This is a genomic window from Falsiroseomonas sp. (assembly GCF_051859025.1).
Classification (GTDB): domain Bacteria; phylum Pseudomonadota; class Alphaproteobacteria; order Acetobacterales; family Acetobacteraceae; genus Falsiroseomonas.
The window spans coordinates 318,064-336,612 of sequence record NZ_JBHYGL010000034.1 but is presented as its reverse complement, the minus strand read 5'-3'; the positions used below and the strand labels follow the sequence as shown (position 1 = coordinate 336,612).

Genomic DNA, 18,549 nt, shown 5'->3' with positions numbered 1-18,549 from the left:
AGGGATACCACCCTGGCGCTGGGCCATCCTTCCCGATAAGCACCTGTTCATGCGACGGTCGCGGCCATCCCGCGGGCCGGATGGCAAACGGGGGCTGGCAACCGGTGCAGGCGATCGGGGCTCGGATGAAGGCAGGTTCGGGGATGGTGGCGGGGATGCTGGCGTGAAGATGCCGACGGCCTCGTCGGGCCGGCGCCGAGACCCGCCCGCGATGAGCGCGGAGGAGGCCCCGCCCCAGTCGGCGCGGCCCCGCCCCGCCGCCGCGCCGGAACCCCGCCCGGGCCTGCTGCGGACGGACCCGGTCGCGCCGCCGATGGCGGAACCCGTCATGGCGCCACGCGGCAAGCTGTCCGGCGCCGATCCCTGGGCCGCCCATGCCGCGATGGCGGGGCTGGAGGGCGCGGGTTCCCCCGTGCCCGCCCGCAACGCCGCCACCACGCCGCCGCCGCGCGCCACGCCGCTGATCCGCCCCGAACCCTCCCCCCGCCAGGCCCCACCGCCGGAAACCCCCGCACCCCCCCCGCGCCCCGCGCGGGCGCCGGACTCCGCCGCGACCGCAGCGGCGGCTCCCCCGGCGGTTCCCCCAACGGCACCCCCGGCGGCACCCGAGGCTGCAACCCGCCGGCGCCTGCCCTGGTCCCGCGCGCCGAAGCCGGCGGAGGAAGCGGCGGACCGGCTCCGGGCCCTTGGGGGAAAGACCCAGGGCGGCAAGGCGGACCGTGCCGCACCGGCCCCCGAGCCTGATCCCGATCCCGCCGCCGACCAGCCCCCGCCCGCGCCCCGCGCCGCCGGCGGCGCGGACCTGCCGCTCCGTCCCCTGCTGGAAGGCTTCGGCGCGCTGGTGGCGCTGCTGCTGCTGGACCTCGCGATGCGGGGCAACGGCTTCGGCGGCTGGCCCGTCTCCCCCTTCGCGCTGCCGGTGCTCTACGTCGCGGCGCGGCATGGCCTGGTGCCGGGCGTCGCCATCGCGCTCACCGCCGGGCTGCTGCGCATCGGCATCGCGCTGTCGAGCGAGGCCTGGACCGCCAATGCCTGGGTGGAACCCCTGGCCTGGCCCTGCGCCGCGGCGCTGGTGGGCTTCTTCACCGACCGCGCCCGGCAGCGGGCGGAGGCCGCGGACCAGGCCGCCGCCGGCGCGCTGCTGGACCGCGCGGCCATCGCCGAATCGAATGACCGCCTGGCCGCCCGCGCGCTGGAACTCGATGCCCGGCTTGGCGCCCGCCTGCAGGCCGCGACGGCGGTGTTCGAGGCTTCGCGCGCCCTCGGCCATGGGACGGAGGGCGTGATCCGCGGCGCCACCGGCCTGCTGCGCGCCGCCACCGGCTGCACCGCCTGTTCCTTCTGGCTGGCGGAGGACCGCACGCTGCACCTGGTGGCGTCGGAGGGCTGGCCCGCCGATGCCGCGCTGTCCCACCATTTCCTGCGCGGCCCGCTGGTGGATGCGATGGAGCGCGGCCGTGGCGCCCTCGTCGTCACCCGCCCCTCGGACCGCCTGGCGATGGCGGGGGAGGGGATCCTGGCCGCCCCCGTGCTCTCCCCCTGGGACGGGCTGATGCTCGGCATGGTCAAGGTGGAGGATATCGGCTTCGCGGAGCTGGCGGTGGACACGGTGGCGGCGCTGGAAGCGGCGGCCGGCTGGCTGGGCGCCGCGCTGGCCGATGCCCGGGCGCGGGAGGCCGCCGATGCCGCCGCCGCCGCGGCCGGCGGTGCGCTGCCGGGCGGCGGCGTGATGGTGTCCGGGGATGACGCGGCCCGCGCCATCGCCGCCATGGCCACCCTGGCCCGCCGCGTCGGCTTCGACCTGGCGCTGCTCTCCGCCCAGATCCCCGCCGGCCCCCGCGCCGCCGCGGCGATGGAGGCGACGCGCGCCGCCATGGCGGAGGCCTTCCGCGGCTCCGACGTGATTGTGGAGGCGCGGCTCGATGAACGCCGCCTCTCCGTCCTGCTGCCCGCCGCCGGGCTGGGGGGGGCGGAGATCGCCGCCGCCCGGCTCCGTGCCCTGCTGGCCGACCGCGCGCCCGCCGCGACGCAGCAGGTGATCGTCGGCGTCGCGCAGCTTAACCAGGCCGGCACCGCGCGTGGCTGATTCCCATGGCCGATAGGCGCGTCATGCCACGCCGGCCGAGGGGGGGGGCGAGTGGGGAGCCGAGGGCCGAGCCGAGGGTGGATGACGGGCAGCCGGCGGAACGCTGCGGCGCCGATCGCCGCCTGATGCCCCGCCTGGTGGCGCGCGCCGCTTCCTCCCGCGGTGAGGAATCGGCCCTCCTGGTCCTGCTGGGCATCGCGCTGGCGCAATCGCTGGTGGCCACCGCGCTGCTGCTGGGCTGGCTGGCCGGCGCGCTGCTGCTGCACATCCCGGTCTGCCTGGCCCTGCTGCTGGTGCGGCGGCTGGATCCCCCACCCGCCGGCTGGCCCGGCGCGGTGCTGCGCGTGACCATGGCGCTTCTGCCCGCGCTCGGCCCGCTGGCGGCGCTGGGGGGGCTGCTGGCCGTGGCGATGGGCGCGCCGCGCGGCTTCCGCCTGCCGGCGGGGCCGCCGCCGGAGGATCCACTCGAAGCCCGCCTCGCCGCCATCGCCGCCGCCCCCGGCGTGCCGGATGGCCTGCTGGTGGAGGCGCTGGGCGATGTGCTGCACTGGGGTACGGCGCCCCAGAAGGCCCGCGCGCTGGACATCGCGCAGGATGCGCTGCGGCCGGGGGGGGAGGCGCTGCTGCGCGTGGCGCTTGGCGATCCCGATGCAGCGGTGCGCGACCGCGCCGAACAGGTCCGCCCCGCCGTGGAACGCCGCCTGCTGGCGCGGGCGGAAACGCTGCGCGCCGCGGCCCGCGCTGGCCGCCTGGCCGATCGGCGCGCGCTGGCCCGTCACCTGGACCGCGCCGCCTTCTCCGGCCTGCTGGACCCCGCCCGCGCCGATGCCTGCCGCGCCGAAGCCGCGGGGCTGTGGCAGGCGCTGGGGGAGGCGCTGCCGGAGGATGCGGAGGCGCAGGCCGCGCTGGGGCGTGACCTGTTGGCGCTGGGGGATCTGGCCGCCGCGCGCCTGGCGCTGGAATCCGCCCTGGCCCGCGGAGTCGCCACCCCCGCGGTGATCGGCTGGCTGGCCGAATGCCTGTTCCGCCTGCGCGACTACGCCGCGATGGATGCGCTGGTCACGCGCTGGCGCCCGGTGCTGGAGGAGGAGGCATTGGGCGTCGGCGCGCTGGCCGCGCCATGGCGCCTCTGGCTGACGGAAACGGCCGGGCCCGGCTGGGGGGAATGGCGCGGATGAGGCCCGGCGCGGGCATGGTCGCGGCCGGTGCCTGGCTCGGCCCCCTGCTGGCATTGGGGCTGGGGGGCGCGCTGCTGCGGCTTTCGGGCAGCCCCGGGGCGGCCGATTGGGGCGCGCTGCTCGGGCCTGTCATCGCCGCCTCCGTCCTGGCTGGTGCGCCGGCGGCGATGCTGGCGGTGTTCCGGGGGGCGGTGGCGGGGCCGGTGGGCATCGCGGCCCTGGCCGGCGCGCTGGCGGCGATGGCCCTGCTGCTGGCGGATGGTGCGAGCCTTCCCCTGGCCGGGGCCGGCGCGCTGGCCGCCGCGGCGCTGGTGGCGGCCTGGGTCGGGCTGGTGGCGGCCCGGATCAATGGTGCCTCGCTGTTGGTGCCCGGCGCGGTCGGCGCCGCGGCGGCGCTGGCCTGCGTGGCGGCGGGGACGGGGCCGGCGACGGGCCTGCTGGCGCTGGGCCTGGGCGCGGTCCTGGCCGCGCTGCCCGGCCTGGCAGCTGGTGCCTTCGCCCCCGTGAAGCTGCGCGCGGGCACCGGCCCGGCGCTGGCCGGCATCGCCATGGCGCTGGCTGTGTTGGCGGGGCCGGGGACGGCGCTGCTGCGGGATGGCCCGGCCGCCGCGCTTGCATTGGCGCCCCTGGTGGCCGTGCCCGGCCTGGGGCTGGTGGCCGCGCTGGGCGGCATGACCCGCCCATGGCGGCTGCCGCCGCTGCGCCTGGCCACCCTGCTGCTGGCCCTGCAGACGCTGGTGGTGGTGCTGGCCCTGGCGGCGGAGGGTGCGCCCGTGGCCGCCGGGCTGATGCCGGCGGAGCAACTGGCCGCCTTCCGCGCCGCGCTGCTCGGCGCCGCCTTCCTGCCGGTCTTCGCCGCGCTGCTGGCCGTGCTGCTGGCCGCCGGCGCCTTCGGCCGCGCCGCGCTGGCCGCGCTGCTCTCCGCCTTGCTCGCCGCCCTGGCCAGCGCCATCGATGCCACGATCGGGATGCTGCTGGCCCCGCTGGCCGCGACGGCCCTCGCGGCCTGGCTGGTGGCCCGCCTGCCGAAGGATACGCCATGACCGAAGCCCTGCTCCTGGCCATCGACCAGGGCACCACCTCCACCCGCAGCATCCTGCACGGCGCCGACCTGGCGCCGCGCGCCGTGGCGCAGCAGGCCCTGCCGCAGCACTACCCGTCCCCGGGCTGGGTGGAGCATGAGCCGGAGGACATCTGGGCCGCCACCCTGGCCACCATGCGCGAGGCCCTGGCGCGGGGCGGGGCGCAGGCCCGGCAGCTCGCCGGCATCGGCATCACCAACCAGCGGGAGACGACGCTGCTCTGGGACCGCGCCAGCGGCCGCGCCATCGCGCGCGCCATCGTCTGGCAGGACCGGCGCACGGCGGCGGATTGCGCCGCGCTGGTCGATCGTGGCGCGGCGCCGCTGGTGACGGCGCGGACGGGGCTGCTGTGCGACCCTTATTTCTCCGCCACCAAGCTCGCCTGGCTGCTGGACAATGTGTCGGGCGCGCGCGCGGCGGCGGAACGCGGGGACCTCGCCTTCGGCACCGTGGATTCCTTCCTGCTGTGGCGCCTGACGGGCGGGCGGGTGCACGCGACGGACGCCACCAACGCGGCGCGGACCATGCTGTTCGACATCCGCGCCGGCGACTGGGACGACGATCTGCTCCGCCTGTTCCGCATCCCCCGCGCCGTGCTGCCGGAGGTCCGCGACTGCGCCGCCGAATTCGGCACCACCGCCCCCGGCCTGCTCGACGCCGCCGTGCCGATCCGCGGCATGGCGGGCGACCAGCACGCGGCGATGCTCGGCCAGGCCTGCTTCGAGCCCGGCATGGTGAAATCCACCTACGGCACCGGCTGTTTTCTTCTGTTGAACACCGGCGATGCCGCGGTGGAATCGAACAACCGCCTGCTGACCACGCTGGCCTGGCAACTCAATGGTCGCCGCACCTATGCGCTGGAGGGCGCGATCTTCATCGCCGGCGCCGCCGTGCAATGGCTGCGCGACGGCTTGCGCATCATCGCGGACGCCGCGGAGAGCGGCACCCTCGCCGCCCAGGCGGACCCCGCCCAGCGCGTGCATTTCGTGCCTGCCTTCGTCGGCCTCGGCGCGCCGCATTGGGATGCCGATGCGCGCGGCGCCATCCTCGGCCTGACGCGCGGCACCGGCCCCGCCGAGATCGCCCGCGCCGCCCTGGAATCCGTCGCCTTCCAAACGCGGGACCTGGTGGAGGCCATGCGCGCCGATTGGGGCGCCGAGGGGCAGCCCGTGCTGCGCGTCGATGGCGGCATGACCGCTTCCGACTGGACGATGCAGTTCCTGGCCGATCTGCTCGGCGCCCCCGTGGACCGGCCGGAGGTGCAGGAGACGACGGCGCTCGGCGCCGCCTACCTCGCAGGCCTCCAGGCCGGGCTGCTACCGCCCCCCGGCCCGGCGGTGGCGCATTGGCGGCTGGAACGCCGCTTCAGCCCCCGCATGGCCCGGGCGGAGGCCGATGCCCTGCATGCGGGATGGCAGGGCGCCGTGCAGCGGGTTCTCACGAAGTGACGATCTACGAACGCCTCGGCGTCACGCCCATCATCAACGCCGCCGGCACCAACACCCGCCTGTCCGGCGGCATGATGCACCCGGAGGTTCGCGCCGCGATGGCGGAGGCCGCGGATCGCTGCGTGGAGATGCCGGACCTCCAGGCCGCGGCGTCGCGCGCCATCAGCCAGGCCACGGGGGCGGAGGCCGGCATCGTGACGTCAGGTGCCGCCGCCGGCTTGCTGCTGGGCGCCGCCGCCTGCGCCGCCGGCCTCGATGTCGCAGTCATGAACGCCATCCCCTTCGACATGAAGCGCGACCGCTTCGTGATGGCCCGCAGTCACCGCAACATGTACGACCGCGCGCTGGCGGGGGCGGGCTGCCGGATCGACGAAGTCGGCATCCCCGATCGCGTCAGCGGCGCCGGCATCCGCGATGCCGAGCCCGAGGATTTCGCCGCCGCCTTCACCGACCGCACGGCCGGCGTGCTCTGGGTCGCGCAGCCCTGGTCGGAACCGGCGCTGGAGGATGTGGTCCGCGTCGCCCACGCAGCAGGCATCCCCGTGATGGTGGACGCCGCCGCGCAGCTTCCCCCCGCCGCCAATCTCCGCCGGTTCTTCGAGGCCGGCGCCGACCTCGTCTGCTTCTCCGGCGGCAAGGCCATTGGCGGCCCGCAGGCCAGTGGCATCCTGGCCGGGCGGCGCGACCTCGTCGCCTCCGCCCTGATGCAGATGCTCGACCTCGATCTGCCCGCCGCGCAATTCGCCCTGCCGGCGGAATTCGCCTGCGACGCCGCGGCCCGGCACCTGCCGCGCCACGGCATCGGCCGCCCCTGCAAGGCGGGGAAGGAGGAGATCGTGGGCCTCATCATCGCCCTGCAACGCTTCGTGGCGGAGGGCGACGCGCCCCGCACGGCACGGCTGCGCGCCAGGCTCGACACCGTGCGCGCCACGCTGGGCAATGCGCCCGGCGTGACGATCACGGACGGCCCCGTGCCGATGCTGCTGATCACGATGGACAGCCCCGCCGAGGCCCGCGCGGCGGAGGCGCAACTCCGCAGGCGCGACATCCATGTCGGCCAGGGCCGGCTGCGCGACGGCGTGCTGGTGGTGAACCCGCTGGCGCTGGCGGAGCGCGACCTGGTGCCGCTCGGCGTCGCGCTACGAGAGGCGTGCCTGTCGGCACTGTAACGCCGATCGCCGGCGCGGTTCCGGGCGGGGCGCGCCACGCCCGCCGGCGTAGCGTCCCCGCTTCGAGGCCGGGGCGGAGCCTCGCTTGTTATCCTCCCGCCACGCCCTGCGTGTTCACGTACAGCGCATACAGCGAATGCGCCGCCGTCATGAACAGACGGTTCCGGTGCCGCCCGCCGAAGCAGAGATTCGCGCAGCGCTCCGGCAGGTCGATGAAGCCGATGGGGGCACCGGCGCTGTTGAACACCTTCACCCCATCCAGCCCCGGCCCGCCCATGCCCCAGCCGCACCAGAGGTTTCCCTCGATATCCACGCGGAACCCGTCCGGCGTCTCGCCGGGTTCCGTACGGATGAAGACGCGCCTGTTCGACAGCGTCGCGCCGCTGACATCATAGGCCAGGATGTTGCGCGGATCGCTGCGCGATTCCACGACGTAGAGCACGCTCTCATCCGGGCTGAAGGCCAACCCGTTGGGATGGTCCACATCGTCGCAGACGCAGGTGATGGCACCGGTCTGTCCATCCACCCGATAGACGTTGGTGTGCGGATGTTCCGGCGTGAACTTCTCGCCCTCATAGAACCCACCGATGCCGAAGGGCGGGTCGGTGAACCAGATGCTGCCATCCGACTTCACCACCACGTCGTTCGGGCTGTTCAGCTTCTTGCCCTGGTAGCTGTCGGCGATGACGGTGATGCTGCCGTCATATTCATGCCGGATCACGCGGCGGCCCAGATGCTCGCAGGCCACGATCCGCCCCTGCCGGTCCCGCGTATGGCCGTTCGCGTTGTTGGACGGCTTGCGGAAATGGGTGACGGCGCCCGTCTCCTCCTCCCAGCGCAGCACGCGGTTGTTGGGGATATCGGACCACAGCAGGCAGCGCTGGTCGCCCAGCCACACCGGCCCTTCCCCCCATCGGCTGCCCGTCCACAGCCGCTCCACGCTGGCCAGCGGCAGGCGGAGGCGATTGAAGGAGGGATCCAGCGACCGCACGGCGGGGTCGGGGTAGCGCAGGCTTTCCTGCCAGCTCATCGGGGCGTCTCCTCTCGGCATCTTGGCGCCGGGCCTTCTCCCCCCCATGCTGCCCCGATCGAGGCGGGAGGGGAACATGGGCAGTTGGCCGGCGCGCATCGCCGATGAGGCGATGCTGGAAGACGTGATGTCCCGCCCGGACCCCGCGCTGGTCGCGGACCTCGCGACCGTGCCCGGCGACATCCTGGTGCTCGGCGCCGCCGGCAAGATGGGCCCCACGCTCTGCCGCTTGGCGAAGCGCGCGGACCCCGCGCGGCGCGTGATCGCCGTGGCGCGATGGAGCGAGCCGGGGCTGCGGGAGCGCATGGAAAGCTGGGGCATCGAATGCCTCACCGCCGAATTGCTGGACGATGCGGCACTCGCCGCGCTGCCCGATGCGCCCAACGTCATCTTCATGGCGGCGCGGAAATTCGGCAGCACGGGGAACGAGGCGCTGACCTGGGCCATGAACGTCCAGCTTCCCGCCCGCGTGGCGGCGCGCTGGGCGGCATCGCGCATCGTCTTCTTCTCCACCGGCAATGTCCTGCCGATGTGGCCCGTGAACGGCCCCGCGCCGGATGAGGATGCGGCCCCATCCCCCATCGGTGACTATGCCGCGAGCTGCCTCGGCCGCGAACGCGCCTTCCAGCACGCCGCCGCCACGCGCGGGACGCCCTGCTTCGGCATCCGGCTGAACTACGCCATCGATTGCCGCTACGGCGTGATCCACGACATCGCGACCAAGGTCTGGCACGGCACGCCCGTGCCGCTGGCCATGGGGCACGCGAATGTCATCTGGCAGGGCGACGCCAATGCCTGGACCCTGCGCGCCCTGGCCCGCGCCGACGCCACCTGCCCGATCCTGAACGTGACGGGGCCGGAGACCGTCTCCATCCGCTGGCTGGCGCAGCAACTCGGCTGCCGCATGGACCGCGTGCCGGAGTTTGCCGGAGAGGAGGCGCCGACCGCCCTGCTGTCCAACGCCGCCCGCGCCTTCGCCAGCTTCGGCTATCCCAGCGTGCCGCTGCTGACGCTGATCGACTGGGTCGCGGATTGGGTCGCCGGTGGCGGCCGCGCGCTCGGCAAGGCCACCAAGTTCGAGGTCCGGGATGGGAAGTTCTAGCCCCCGCGCGCCGTTATCCGCCCGCGCCACGGCCACACGCCAGCGCATCCTCGATGCCGCCCTGGTGGAATTCGCGGAGAAGGGCCTGGCGGGATCGCGCGTGGATGAGATCGCCGCCCGCGCCGGCGCCAACAAGCGCATGCTCTACGCCCATTTCGGCAGCAAGGAGGAGCTGTGGCTGGTGGTGCTGGAAGGCGCCTATGCCGCGAAGCGGGAGGAGGAACGGCAGCTCGATGTCGCGAGCCTGCCGCCGGCCGAGGCGATGACGCGCCTGGTCGCCTTCAACCTGCGCTACACAAGCCGCCACCCGGAATTCGTGGCCCTGCTGAACCAGGAGAACCTCCACCGCGCCGCCTATCTGCGACGGTCGGAGGATGTGCCCGCGCTCTACTCCCCGATGCTGGAAGCCCTGAAACACGTGTTGGAACGCGGCGCTGCCTCGGGCGTGTTCCGGGGCGGCGTTGATGCGATGCAGCTATACATCTCCATCCTCGGCCTCGGTCACTTCTACGTGGCCAACCGCCACACCCTCTCCACCATCTTCCACACGGCGCTCGATACCGAAGCCGCCATCGCGGCGCGGGAGGCGCATATCTCCGACGTTGTCCTGGGCTTCCTGCGTCCCTGATCGGCGCCCTTGACCGCCAGGCGCAACCCCCGGTAAGTAACCACCCAGTTACCTGGGGAGGGAACGGGCGTGGGACTGCGATGGCAGGACTGGCCTTCGGGCATGGTCGAGCGGCTGCGCGCGGGTTGCGCCATCCCCGCCCATCCGCTGGCGCTGAACGCGAGGCGGGAACTCGATCCGCGCCGGCAAAAGGCGCTGTCGCGCTACTATTTGGCTGCGGGCTCCGGCGGCCTCGCTGTCGGTGTCCACACCACGCAATTCGCCATCCGTGACGTCGGCTTGTTCGAGCCCGTGCTGAAGATCGCGGCCGAGGCCGCTGCCGAGGTGCAGTCCCAGCCGATGCTGATCGCCGGCGCCATCGGCCGCACCGACCAGGCGCTGGCGGAAGCACGCACCGCGCGCGCGCTCGGCTACCACGCCGTGCTGCTGGGCCTCGCCGCCTTCAAGGGCGCGAGCGAGGACGAAATCATCGCGCATTGCCGCGCGGTGGCGGAGGAGATGCCGGTCTTCGGCTTCTACCTGCAACCCGCCGTCGGCGGCGTGCCGCTCTCCGCTTCCTTCTGGAAGCGCTTCGCCCTCATCGAAAACGTCGTCGCCATCAAGATCGCGCCCTTCAACCGCTACGCCACGCTGGACGTGCTGCGCGGCGTGCTGGAAGCTGGCGCCGCCCAGCGCATCGCGCTCTACACCGGCAATGACGACCACATCGTGGGCGACCTGCTGACGCCCTTTGCGCTGCGCGTCACGGGCTGCGAGGCGCCGCTGCGCATCGTGGGCGGGCTGCTCGGCCACTGGTCCGTCTGGACTCAGGCCGCGGTGGCCTTGCAGCAGGAATGCGCCGCGGCCACCGGCGCCCCCATCCCCCCCGCGCTGCTGGCGAAGGACGCGCAGGTGACGGAGATGAACGCCGCCATCTTCGATACCGCCAACGCCTTCGCCGGCTGCATCCCCGGCTGCCACGAGGTTCTGCGCCGCCAGGGCCTGCTGGAAGGCATCTGGTGCCTGGACCCGCATGAAGACCTGTCCCCCGGCCAGGCGGAGCTGATCTCCGCCGCCGCGCTGCACTACCCCGAACTGACGGATGATGATTTCGTCCGCGCCAACCTCAACACCTGGCTCTCCTGAAGGACTGACGACAATGGCGGAACGCCGCATCGGCATGATCATGAACGGCGTCACCGGACGCATGGGCATGAACCAGCACCTCATCCGTTCCATCGCGGCCATCCGGAAGGATGGTGGCGTGATGCTGAAGAACGGCGACCGCGTGATGCCCGACCCCATCCTGGTCGGCCGCAACCGGGAAAAGCTGGAGGCGCTGGCCAAGGCGCACGGCATCTCCCGCGTCTCCACCGACATCGATGCCTGCCTGGCCGATCCCAATGACACGCTGTTCTTCGATGCCGCCACGACGCAGCTTCGCGCCGGCTTGCTGACCAAGGCGATCGAGGCCGGCAAGGACATCTATTGCGAGAAGCCGACCGCCGACAATCTGGCGGAGGCCATGGCCGTCGCGCGCCTGGCCAAGGCGCGTGGCATCAAGGCCGGCGTGGTGCAGGATAAGCTGTTCCTGCCCGGCCTGCGCAAGCTGAAGATGGTGATCGACAGCGGCTTCCTCGGCCGCATCTGCTCCGTGAAGGGCGAGTTCGGCTACTGGGTGTTCGAGGGTGATCTCCAGCCGACGCAGCGCCCGTCCTGGAACTACAAGAAGGCCGAGGGCGGCGGCATCATCCTCGATATGCTCTGCCACTGGCGCTACGTGCTGGACAATCTGTTCGGGGAGGTCGAGAGCGTCTCCTGCCTCGGCGCCACGCATATCCCGACGCGCATCGACGAAGCTGGCCGCGCCTACACCGCCGATACCGACGATGCCGCCTACGCCACCTTCCAGCTGGCCGGTGGTGTCGTGGCCCACATCAATTCCAGCTGGGTCACACGCGTCCGCCGCGATGACCTCGTCACCTTCCAGGTCGATGGCACGCATGGCTCCGCCGTCGCCGGGCTGCAGAAGTGCTGGACGCAGAGCCGCGTGAACACGCCCAAGCCCGTCTGGAACCCCGACATCCCGCAACCCATCAATTTCTACGAGGGCTGGCAGGAAGTCCCCGACGTGGAGCCCTATCCCAACGGCTTCCGCGTGCAGTGGGAACTCTTCTTCCGCTACCTCGCCGGCGAAGTCGCGACCTACCCGTGGGATCTGCTGGCTGGCGCCAAGGGCGTGCAGCTTGCGGAAGCCGGCCTGCAATCCTGGGCGGAACGCCGCTGGATCGACCTTCCGAAGCTGGAGGTCTGAGCCCATGCCGACCATCACCCTGCCGGATGAACAGGGCGGCCTGAGCCCCTTCACCCTCAGCGCCCCGCGCGATTTCCCGAAGGCCACGCCACCCTTCCCGCGCGTGGCGCTGGCGGCGGCACACGTCGTCGCCGACACGCGCGTGGAACAGGACCCCTGGCTCGATGCGAAGATCGACTGGGACCGCACCATCGCCTTCCGGAAACACCTGTGGTCGCTCGGCCTCGGCGTGGCGGAGGCGATGGACACCGCCCAGCGCGGCATGGGCCTCGACTGGACCGCGGCCCAGGAACTCATCCGCCGCAGCCTGGATGTGATGCAGGACCACCCCGGCGCGGTGATGGCCTCCGGCGCCGGCACGGACCACCTCACCCCCGGCCCCGATGTCACCGTGGACGACGTGATCCGTGCCTATGAGGAACAGTGCGAGGCGGTGGAGGCCATGGGCGGCCGCATCATCCTCATGGCGTCGCGCGCCCTCGCGAAAGCCGCGAAATCCCCCGCCGACTACGAACGCGTCTATGCCCGCGTGCTGTCGCAGGTAAAGCAGCCCGTCATCATCCATTGGCTGGGTGAGATGTTCGACCCCGCCCTCGAAGGCTATTGGGGCAACCACGACCACATGCAGGCGATGGAGACGGCGCTGGCTGTCATCCACGCCAAGGCCGATAAGGTCGATGGCGTGAAGGTCTCGCTGCTGGACGACAAGAAGGAGATCTTCATGCGCCGGCGCCTGCCGAAGGCCGTGCGCATGTACACCGGCGACGACTTCAACTACGCCGAACTCATCGCCGGTGACGAGCACGGCTATTCCGACGCGCTCCTCGGCATCTTCGACCCCATCGCCCCCGCGGTCGGCGGCGCGCTGGCGTCCCTCTCGCGCAACGACCTCGCCACCTTCCACGACATCCTGGCGCCAACGGTTCCGCTTAGCCGCCACATCTTCAAGGCGCCAACACGCTTCTACAAGACGGGCGTCGTCTTCATGGCCTGGCTCAACGGCCACCAGGACCATTTCGTCATGGTCGGCGGCCAGCAATCCACGCGCAGCATCGGCCACTTCTCCGAGCTATTCCGCCTGGCCGACAAGGCCGGCCTGCTGCGCGACCCCGAGATGGCCACCACCCGTATGCGCACGCTGCTCGCCCTGCACGGTGTCGCGTGATGGAGTTGTCGCTCAACACCGTCACGGTGAAGGAGAAGTGGGGCCTCGCCGATTGCATCGAAGGCTGCGCCCGTCACGAAATCCCCGGCATCTCTCCCTGGCGTGACGTGCTGCACGCCATGGGCGTGGATGCCGCGGCGCGGCAGATCCGCGATGCCGGCCTGACGGTCACGGGCCTCTGCCGCGGCGGCATGTTCCCCGCCGCCGACGCCGCCGGCCGCGCCGCCGCGATCGAGGACAACCGCCGCGCCATCGCCGAAGCGCACACCCTCGGCGCCCGCTGCCTCGTCATGGTCTGCGGCGGCCTGCCCGCTGGCAGCAAGGACTTGCCCGGCGCCCGCGCCCAGGTGCGGGATGGCCTGCACGCCATCATGGCCGATGCCCGCGCCGCCGGCGTCACCATCGCCCTCGAACCGCTCCACCCCATGACCTGCGCCGATCGCAGCGTGCTCTCCACGCTCGGCCAGGCGCTCGACCTCTGCGATGAACTCGGTGATGGCACCGGCGTCGCGCTCGATGTCTATCACGTCTGGTGGGACCCCGACCTCGCGCGCCAGGTCGCCCGCGCGGGCAGCCGCATCGCCGCCTTCCATGTCTGCGACTGGAAATCCCCCACCACCGACCTGGTCCTCGACCGCGGCATCCCCGGCGAGGGTGTGATCGACATCCCCGCCATCCGCGCCATGGTCACCGCCGCCGGCTACAGCGGCAACTACGCGGAAGTCGAGATCCTGTCGAAAGCCTGGTGGGCGCGAGACCCGGAAGAGGTCCTGCCCCTGCTGAAGGAACGCCATCTCAGCGCCGTCTGAACGCCACCAACAAAACCCGGGAGAAGAAACAACCATGATCCGCCTCACGCGTCGCCACCTCGCCGCCGCGGCGCTCGCCGCGCCCTTCCTCCCGGGCACCGCCCGCGCCCAGGCCTGGGCGCCCACGCGCCCCATCCGCTTCGTCGTGCCCTTCCCGCCGGGCGGTGCCACCGATGTGGTCGCGCGCGTGCTGGGCGAACGCCTGCAGGACCGGCTAGGCCAGCCCGTCACGGTGGAGAATCGCACCGGCGCCGGCGGCAACCTGGGCGTGGAGAACGTCGTCCGCAGTGCGCCCGATGGCTACTCGATCCTGATGGGCACGACGGGCACGCTGACCATCAACCCGCATCTCTACAGCAACATGGGCTTCAACCCCGCGACGGATTTGGCGCCCGTCTCCATGGCCTTCGCGACGGACCATGTGCTGATCGTCCATCCCTCCGTCCCCGCCCAGACCGCGCAGGAATTCATCGCCCTGCTGCGGGCGCGTCCCAACGCGCTCTCCTACGGCTCCGGCGGCAATGGCTCATCCACCCATCTCGTGCCGGAACTCTTCAAGCTGGTCGCGCGGGTGGAGATGCAGCACGTGCCCTATCGCGGCAGCGCGCCTGCTCTGAACGACACCGTCGCGGGTACGGTGCAGGTGATGCTGGACCAGCTTCCCTCCGCCCTCGGCATGATCCAGGGCGGCCGCGTCCGCGCCCTCGCCGTCACGGGCCCGCGCCGTTCGTCGCTGCTGCCGAACCTGCCGACGCTGGCGGAAATCGGCCTTGCCGATGCGCAGGCCACCAGCTGGGGCGCGGTGATGGCGCCCGCCGGCACGCCGGCGCCGATCGTCGATCGCTACAGCACGGCGCTGCGGGAGATCCTGGCCGATGCCGCCGTGCAGCAGCGCCTGGCCGCCGCCGGCGCGGATGCCGTCTTCTCCACCCCCGCCGACCTGGCCACCACCATGCGGTCGGAGTCGGAGAAGTGGGGCCGCGTCGTGCGCGAGGCGCGCATCACGGTGAACTGATCGCACCCATGGCCGCGCGCCCCTGGCCCTGGATCGCCGCCTTCGCCGCCATCGTCGCGGCCACGGCGGCCATCCTGCTCGCCATGGGGCGCGTGCCGATCTGCACCTGCGGCACGGTGAAGCTGTGGCATGGCGTGGTGATGAGCAGCGAGAACTCGCAGCACATCACGGATTGGTACACGCCGTCCCACATCATCCACGGCTTCCTGTTCTATGGCGCCGCGCATTGGCTAATGCGCCGCGCCGGCCTGATGCCGCGCCTGGTCGCGTCCACCATCGTGGAGGCCGCCTGGGAGATCGCGGAGAACACCGAAGCCGTGATCCAGCGCTACCGCGAAGCCACCATCTCGCTCGACTATTTCGGCGACAGCGTCATCAATTCCGTCAGTGACATCGGTGCCATGGCGCTGGGCTTCCTGCTGGCATCCCGCCTGCCTGTGCGCGCCACCATCGCCATCGCCCTGGTGTTCGAGATCGGCGTCGCCCTCGTCATCCGCGACAACCTTGCCCTCAATGTCCTGATGCTGGTCTGGCCGCTGGACAGCGTGAAGGCCTGGCAGGCGGGCGGGTGATTGGCGGCCGCCACTGGCGGCCAAGCGCCCGAATGGGCGCCGCCGCCTGTGCGGCGTAGCCAAGGCCCCGGAGGGGCCGCCCCGCGCTTGAGGGCAGTATCTAGGTCCGCGTGGCGTTGTCCCGCCGGATCGTCGCCACCAGGATCAGCGCCGGGCGCGCGGGGTTGGTGGCGTTGGTGCGGATGGTGATGTCCATCACCAGCGGCCCGTTGCGTGGACGGATCTGGTAGCGATCTTCCCGCACGCCATCGGCCGGCACCTCATTCGCCGGCACCAGCAGCGGCGCCACGGGCCCGCCCTCATCCGCCACGCGCTGCATGGCGCGGGACAGCAGCGCCATCGCGTGCTCCGCATCCGCGCGCGCCGCCACCACCGTGCAGCCCACGCCGCCTTCGACCACCGAGACGAGGAAGGGCCGCAGGGGGCCGCGCCAGATCTCCTGCCGGAAGGGGGCGGCCGGCACCTCCGTGGCCGGCACCGGCGCGAAGCCATCCGCCTTCAGCCGTTCCGTCATCAGTTCAGGTCGACCGACCGCCCCCATGCAGTAATGCGCGAAGCCACCCATCGCGAGGTCCGTGGCCGCGCGCAGCAGCACGGGTTCCGCCGGCGTCGCCACCATCGCCGGCTTCGGCGGAACCGCCGTGGCGCAGCCCGCCAGCAGCAGTGCCAGCGCGGCCAGCGCCCGCTTCACGGCCAGGCGGCCTTCGGCATCGCCTCCATCGCCGTCGTGTCGGGCTCCAGCGTCGCGCCCATCCCCGGCGTCTCCAGGCTCGACAGGTCCAGCATCCCGTCGCGGATCGCCAGCCGCGGCCCGCGCGGCGTATCGGCATAGAGCGTCGGATGCGCCTCCATGAACCTCACCGCCTCCGCCTTCGGCCTGCCGTTGAAGCCATCGATGAAGTGGTGGCCGTTGCGCTCGACATGCGGCAGGCCGAGCAGTGAGATCAGCGCCAGATCCTGCTGCACGCAGACACCAGCCAGCGTCGTCAGATCCTCCGCCGACATGAAGTAGCGCTCGCGCCCTTCCTCCGCATTCCAGGCCCGGCAGCGCGCCAGGTTCACCAGGGACCGCCACACGCCCTTGCACGCCTTGCTGGAGACGCCCGCATAGCCCAGCGCGCGCCCGGTCACGAAGGCATCCAGCGGCCCGTCGCTCTCGTCGATGATGACGGGCCGCTCGGCCGCCAGCACCGCCATCCCCGTCTCCAGCGCCCGCGCCCGCTTCACCGGCTGTTCGATGAACAGGATGGAGGCGCAGAGTTTCGCGAGCCGCGGCTCCGCCTGCATCGCCCGCCACAGCGCCAGCGCGCCCTCGGCGTCCTCATACTGCTCATTGCCATCAAGGCTCGCGTGGTAGCCGCCGTGCAGCCGGTCGAGCACGGAGGCGATGCGCGTCAGGCGCTCCACATCCGCCGCGACATTCCCGCCGACCTTCAGCTTCCAGTAGCGGTGCCGATACCCCGCCGCGATTTCTTCCAGCGTCTCCGGCAGACCGTCATCCACCCGGCTTTCCTGGTCCGCGGCGGTGATGGGGTCCACCAAGCCAACGGTGTGCCGCGCATGAACCTGCTTCAGCGGCGAAAGCCCCGACAGCAGTTGCTGAAAATCGAAGCCGGCGAGGTCCGGCGCCACGCCATGCGCCGCCATGCCGCCGATATTGGCGCGCATGCCCGTCCAGAAGGACACACCCTTCGCCTTCAGCACCGCATCCAGCATGGCGCGGTCCAGCAGCGCGCGGCCATAGCTGGCAACGAGGGGGTTCAGCGCCTCCGCGCCCGCCGCCTTCGTCACATCGGCGTAGCTGTCGGCGAAATGGCCGAAGGCGGTGTTGGCGCCGGCGGCCAGGGTGGCGTCCGTCGCCAGCTCGATCGCGCGGCGCAGCTGGCTCTCGTTCTGCGCGTCGCTCAGCGCCGGGTTCTTGTCGAACCACTTGGCCGCCAGCGTTTCCGCCGCGATGCCCCAGGCTTCCGTCCCATCCTCCAGCCGGATGCGCGCGCGCACCACGGCCTGGCGGCCCTGCGTCACGGTGATGACGCCGAAGCGGAAGGGCAGGCGGAGCGTGAAGGGCCATTCGAAGCGCTGGGTTTCCAGCAGCGTGAAGCGGGGCGCGTTCATGCCATCATCTCCTGGATGCCGCGGAGGTAGCCGATCGCGCGGGCGGCGCTGGTCGCGCCATCGGGATGGTAGTCGAAGGGCTCCACCGCGCAGAAGCCCGTGTAGCGCGCATCGCGCAGCGCCGTCAGCACGGGGCCGAAGCGGTCATCGCCCTGGCCGGGCCCGCGCCGGTTGCGGTCGTTCAGATGCACATGCGCGATCCAGCCCGTGGGGATGAAGCGCCGCAGCAGCACCGAAGCCGCCTCCGCCTCCCCATTCCCCGCCGCGCTCACATCCAGCATCGTCTTCAACCCCGGCAGGTTGATGCGGGAGACGATGTCCACCGCCTCCTCCACCGTCCGCGCCCAGTTGGTCTGGCCGGCATCCAGCGGTTCCAGGCAATAGGTCAGCCCGTGCTGCGCGGCCCAGGCGCCGGCCATGGCCATCGCCTCCTCGGCCCGCGCCGCATCGCCATCGGCCGCGACATGGCGCTGCTTCGGCGACCCGTGCACCAGCAGCGTCGCGCCGAGATCGGCGGCCAGTTCCACCAGGCCGCGCATCACATCCAGCGTCGTCGCCCGCACCGCCGCATCGGGCGTCGTGATCGAAAGCCCCGCCGGCGCCACCAGCAGCCAGTGCAGGGAGGTGATCGGCGCGCCGGCATCCGCCGCCATCCGCCGCAACTCCGCACGCCGCGCGGCCGGGATGCGATGCGGCGCATCGCCATCCAGCGTGAAGGGCGCGACCTCCAGCCCGTCATAGCCCAGCGCGGCGGCGAGCTTCGCCTGCTCCGCGAAGGGCACCCCGGCGACGACTTCGTTGCACAGCGAGATGCGCATCATCCACCCGATCCAAGGCCCGCGATCCTCATGCGCGGA

The 18,549-nt window shown here is 72.2% G+C and carries 17 protein-coding genes; 13 read left to right on the top strand and 4 right to left on the bottom strand.

From position 1 onward, the window contains the following. Window positions 1-163: 163 nt before the first annotated feature. From ACTIE5_RS22670 to ACTIE5_RS22650, 5 genes are all read left to right on the top strand, one after another. A complete protein-coding gene (locus tag ACTIE5_RS22670) occupies window positions 164-2,086 on the top strand; it encodes a hypothetical protein (protein WP_439551993.1) in 1,923 nt (640 codons plus the stop codon). Window positions 2,087-2,163: 77 nt separating this feature from the next. Further along, window positions 2,164-3,264 carry a hypothetical protein gene (locus ACTIE5_RS22665; RefSeq protein WP_439551992.1) on the top strand — a complete coding sequence of 367 codons (1,101 nt, stop codon included), beginning with the start codon at window positions 2,164-2,166 and terminating at the stop codon, window positions 3,262-3,264. After that, on the top strand, window positions 3,261-4,307 hold the full coding sequence (locus tag ACTIE5_RS22660) for a hypothetical protein (RefSeq protein WP_439551991.1): 1,047 nt from the start codon (window positions 3,261-3,263) through the stop codon (window positions 4,305-4,307). The genes ACTIE5_RS22665 and ACTIE5_RS22660 overlap by 4 nt, the downstream gene beginning before the upstream one ends. Further along, a complete protein-coding gene (gene glpK / locus ACTIE5_RS22655) occupies window positions 4,304-5,794 on the top strand; it encodes a glycerol kinase GlpK (RefSeq protein ID WP_439551990.1) in 1,491 nt (496 codons plus the stop codon). Before ACTIE5_RS22660 ends, glpK begins: the two co-directional genes overlap by 4 nt. After that, the gene (locus ACTIE5_RS22650; protein ID WP_439551989.1) at window positions 5,791-6,963 is read left to right on the top strand and encodes a hypothetical protein; all 1,173 of its coding nucleotides are present in this window, start codon (window positions 5,791-5,793) and stop codon (window positions 6,961-6,963) included. The genes glpK and ACTIE5_RS22650 overlap by 4 nt, the downstream gene beginning before the upstream one ends. 88 nt (window positions 6,964-7,051) lie before the next feature. On the opposite strand, the gene ACTIE5_RS22645 is transcribed toward ACTIE5_RS22650, so the two are convergent. After that, entirely contained in the window at window positions 7,052-7,993 is a 942-nt protein-coding gene (locus ACTIE5_RS22645; RefSeq protein WP_439551988.1) for an SMP-30/gluconolactonase/LRE family protein, read from the bottom strand. 76 nt (window positions 7,994-8,069) lie between these two features. Between ACTIE5_RS22645 and ACTIE5_RS22640 the strand changes: the two genes are divergently transcribed. The 8 genes from ACTIE5_RS22640 to ACTIE5_RS22605 all read left to right on the top strand — a co-directional run bounded on the left by ACTIE5_RS22640 (window position 8,070) and on the right by ACTIE5_RS22605 (window position 15,577). After that, on the top strand, window positions 8,070-9,095 hold the full coding sequence (locus ACTIE5_RS22640) for an NAD-dependent epimerase/dehydratase family protein (protein ID WP_439551987.1): 1,026 nt from the start codon (window positions 8,070-8,072) through the stop codon (window positions 9,093-9,095). Then, complete coding sequence (locus ACTIE5_RS22635; protein ID WP_439551986.1) at window positions 9,082-9,723, top strand: TetR family transcriptional regulator; 642 nt, start codon at window positions 9,082-9,084, stop codon at window positions 9,721-9,723. The genes ACTIE5_RS22640 and ACTIE5_RS22635 overlap by 14 nt, the downstream gene beginning before the upstream one ends. Before the next feature lie 69 nt (window positions 9,724-9,792). After that, entirely contained in the window at window positions 9,793-10,848 is a 1,056-nt protein-coding gene (locus ACTIE5_RS22630) for a dihydrodipicolinate synthase family protein (RefSeq protein WP_439551985.1), read from the top strand. Between the two features lie 13 nt (window positions 10,849-10,861). Further along, window positions 10,862-12,016 carry a Gfo/Idh/MocA family protein gene (locus tag ACTIE5_RS22625; protein ID WP_439551984.1) on the top strand — a complete coding sequence of 385 codons (1,155 nt, stop codon included), beginning with the start codon at window positions 10,862-10,864 and terminating at the stop codon, window positions 12,014-12,016. A 4-nt stretch (window positions 12,017-12,020) separates the two neighbouring features. Continuing rightward, complete coding sequence (locus ACTIE5_RS22620; protein WP_439551983.1) at window positions 12,021-13,181, top strand: dihydrodipicolinate synthase family protein; 1,161 nt, start codon at window positions 12,021-12,023, stop codon at window positions 13,179-13,181. After that, the gene (locus ACTIE5_RS22615; protein WP_439551982.1) at window positions 13,181-13,990 is read left to right on the top strand and encodes a sugar phosphate isomerase/epimerase family protein; all 810 of its coding nucleotides are present in this window, start codon (window positions 13,181-13,183) and stop codon (window positions 13,988-13,990) included. The genes ACTIE5_RS22620 and ACTIE5_RS22615 overlap by 1 nt, the downstream gene beginning before the upstream one ends. A gap of 34 nt (window positions 13,991-14,024) precedes the next feature. Next, complete coding sequence (locus tag ACTIE5_RS22610; RefSeq protein WP_439551981.1) at window positions 14,025-15,005, top strand: Bug family tripartite tricarboxylate transporter substrate binding protein; 981 nt, start codon at window positions 14,025-14,027, stop codon at window positions 15,003-15,005. A gap of 8 nt (window positions 15,006-15,013) precedes the next feature. Further along, window positions 15,014-15,577: a DUF2585 domain-containing protein gene (locus ACTIE5_RS22605; protein WP_439551980.1), complete on the top strand. Its 564-nt coding sequence runs from the start codon at window positions 15,014-15,016 to the stop codon at window positions 15,575-15,577. Window positions 15,578-15,677: 100 nt separating this feature from the next. Here the strand turns inward: ACTIE5_RS22605 and ACTIE5_RS22600 are convergent, their stop codons facing one another. From ACTIE5_RS22600 to ACTIE5_RS22590, 3 genes are read right to left on the bottom strand one after another with little or no spacing between them, the layout of a single operon-like run. Next, on the bottom strand, window positions 15,678-16,268 hold the full coding sequence (locus tag ACTIE5_RS22600; RefSeq protein WP_439551979.1) for an NMCC_0638 family (lipo)protein: 591 nt from the start codon (window positions 16,266-16,268) through the stop codon (window positions 15,678-15,680). Continuing rightward, window positions 16,265-17,692 carry a mandelate racemase gene (locus ACTIE5_RS22595; protein ID WP_439551978.1) on the bottom strand — a complete coding sequence of 476 codons (1,428 nt, stop codon included), beginning with the start codon at window positions 17,690-17,692 and terminating at the stop codon, window positions 16,265-16,267. Before ACTIE5_RS22595 ends, ACTIE5_RS22600 begins: the two co-directional genes overlap by 4 nt. After that, on the bottom strand, window positions 17,689-18,513 hold the full coding sequence (locus ACTIE5_RS22590; protein ID WP_439551977.1) for a sugar phosphate isomerase/epimerase family protein: 825 nt from the start codon (window positions 18,511-18,513) through the stop codon (window positions 17,689-17,691). The genes ACTIE5_RS22595 and ACTIE5_RS22590 overlap by 4 nt, the downstream gene beginning before the upstream one ends. Between the last annotated feature and the right edge of the window lie 36 nt (window positions 18,514-18,549).

Excerpts from the sequence above, each read along its gene's own strand:
- ACTIE5_RS22595 (WP_439551978.1), bottom strand. The coding sequence starts at position 17,692 with ATGAACGCGCCCCGCTTCACGCTGCTGGAAACCCAGCGCTTCGAATGG.
- ACTIE5_RS22635 (WP_439551986.1), top strand. The coding sequence starts at position 9,082 with ATGGGAAGTTCTAGCCCCCGCGCGCCGTTATCCGCCCGCGCCACGGCC.
- ACTIE5_RS22625 (WP_439551984.1), top strand. The coding sequence starts at position 10,862 with ATGGCGGAACGCCGCATCGGCATGATCATGAACGGCGTCACCGGACGC.
- ACTIE5_RS22620 (WP_439551983.1), top strand. The coding sequence starts at position 12,021 with ATGCCGACCATCACCCTGCCGGATGAACAGGGCGGCCTGAGCCCCTTC.
- ACTIE5_RS22605 (WP_439551980.1), top strand. The coding sequence starts at position 15,014 with ATGGCCGCGCGCCCCTGGCCCTGGATCGCCGCCTTCGCCGCCATCGTC.
- ACTIE5_RS22615 (WP_439551982.1), top strand. The coding sequence starts at position 13,181 with ATGGAGTTGTCGCTCAACACCGTCACGGTGAAGGAGAAGTGGGGCCTC.
- ACTIE5_RS22660 (WP_439551991.1), top strand. The coding sequence starts at position 3,261 with ATGAGGCCCGGCGCGGGCATGGTCGCGGCCGGTGCCTGGCTCGGCCCC.
- ACTIE5_RS22645 (WP_439551988.1), bottom strand. The coding sequence starts at position 7,993 with ATGAGCTGGCAGGAAAGCCTGCGCTACCCCGACCCCGCCGTGCGGTCG.
- glpK (WP_439551990.1), top strand. The coding sequence starts at position 4,304 with ATGACCGAAGCCCTGCTCCTGGCCATCGACCAGGGCACCACCTCCACC.
- ACTIE5_RS22610 (WP_439551981.1), top strand. The coding sequence starts at position 14,025 with ATGATCCGCCTCACGCGTCGCCACCTCGCCGCCGCGGCGCTCGCCGCG.
- ACTIE5_RS22640 (WP_439551987.1), top strand. The coding sequence starts at position 8,070 with ATGGGCAGTTGGCCGGCGCGCATCGCCGATGAGGCGATGCTGGAAGAC.
- ACTIE5_RS22590 (WP_439551977.1), bottom strand. The coding sequence starts at position 18,513 with ATGATGCGCATCTCGCTGTGCAACGAAGTCGTCGCCGGGGTGCCCTTC.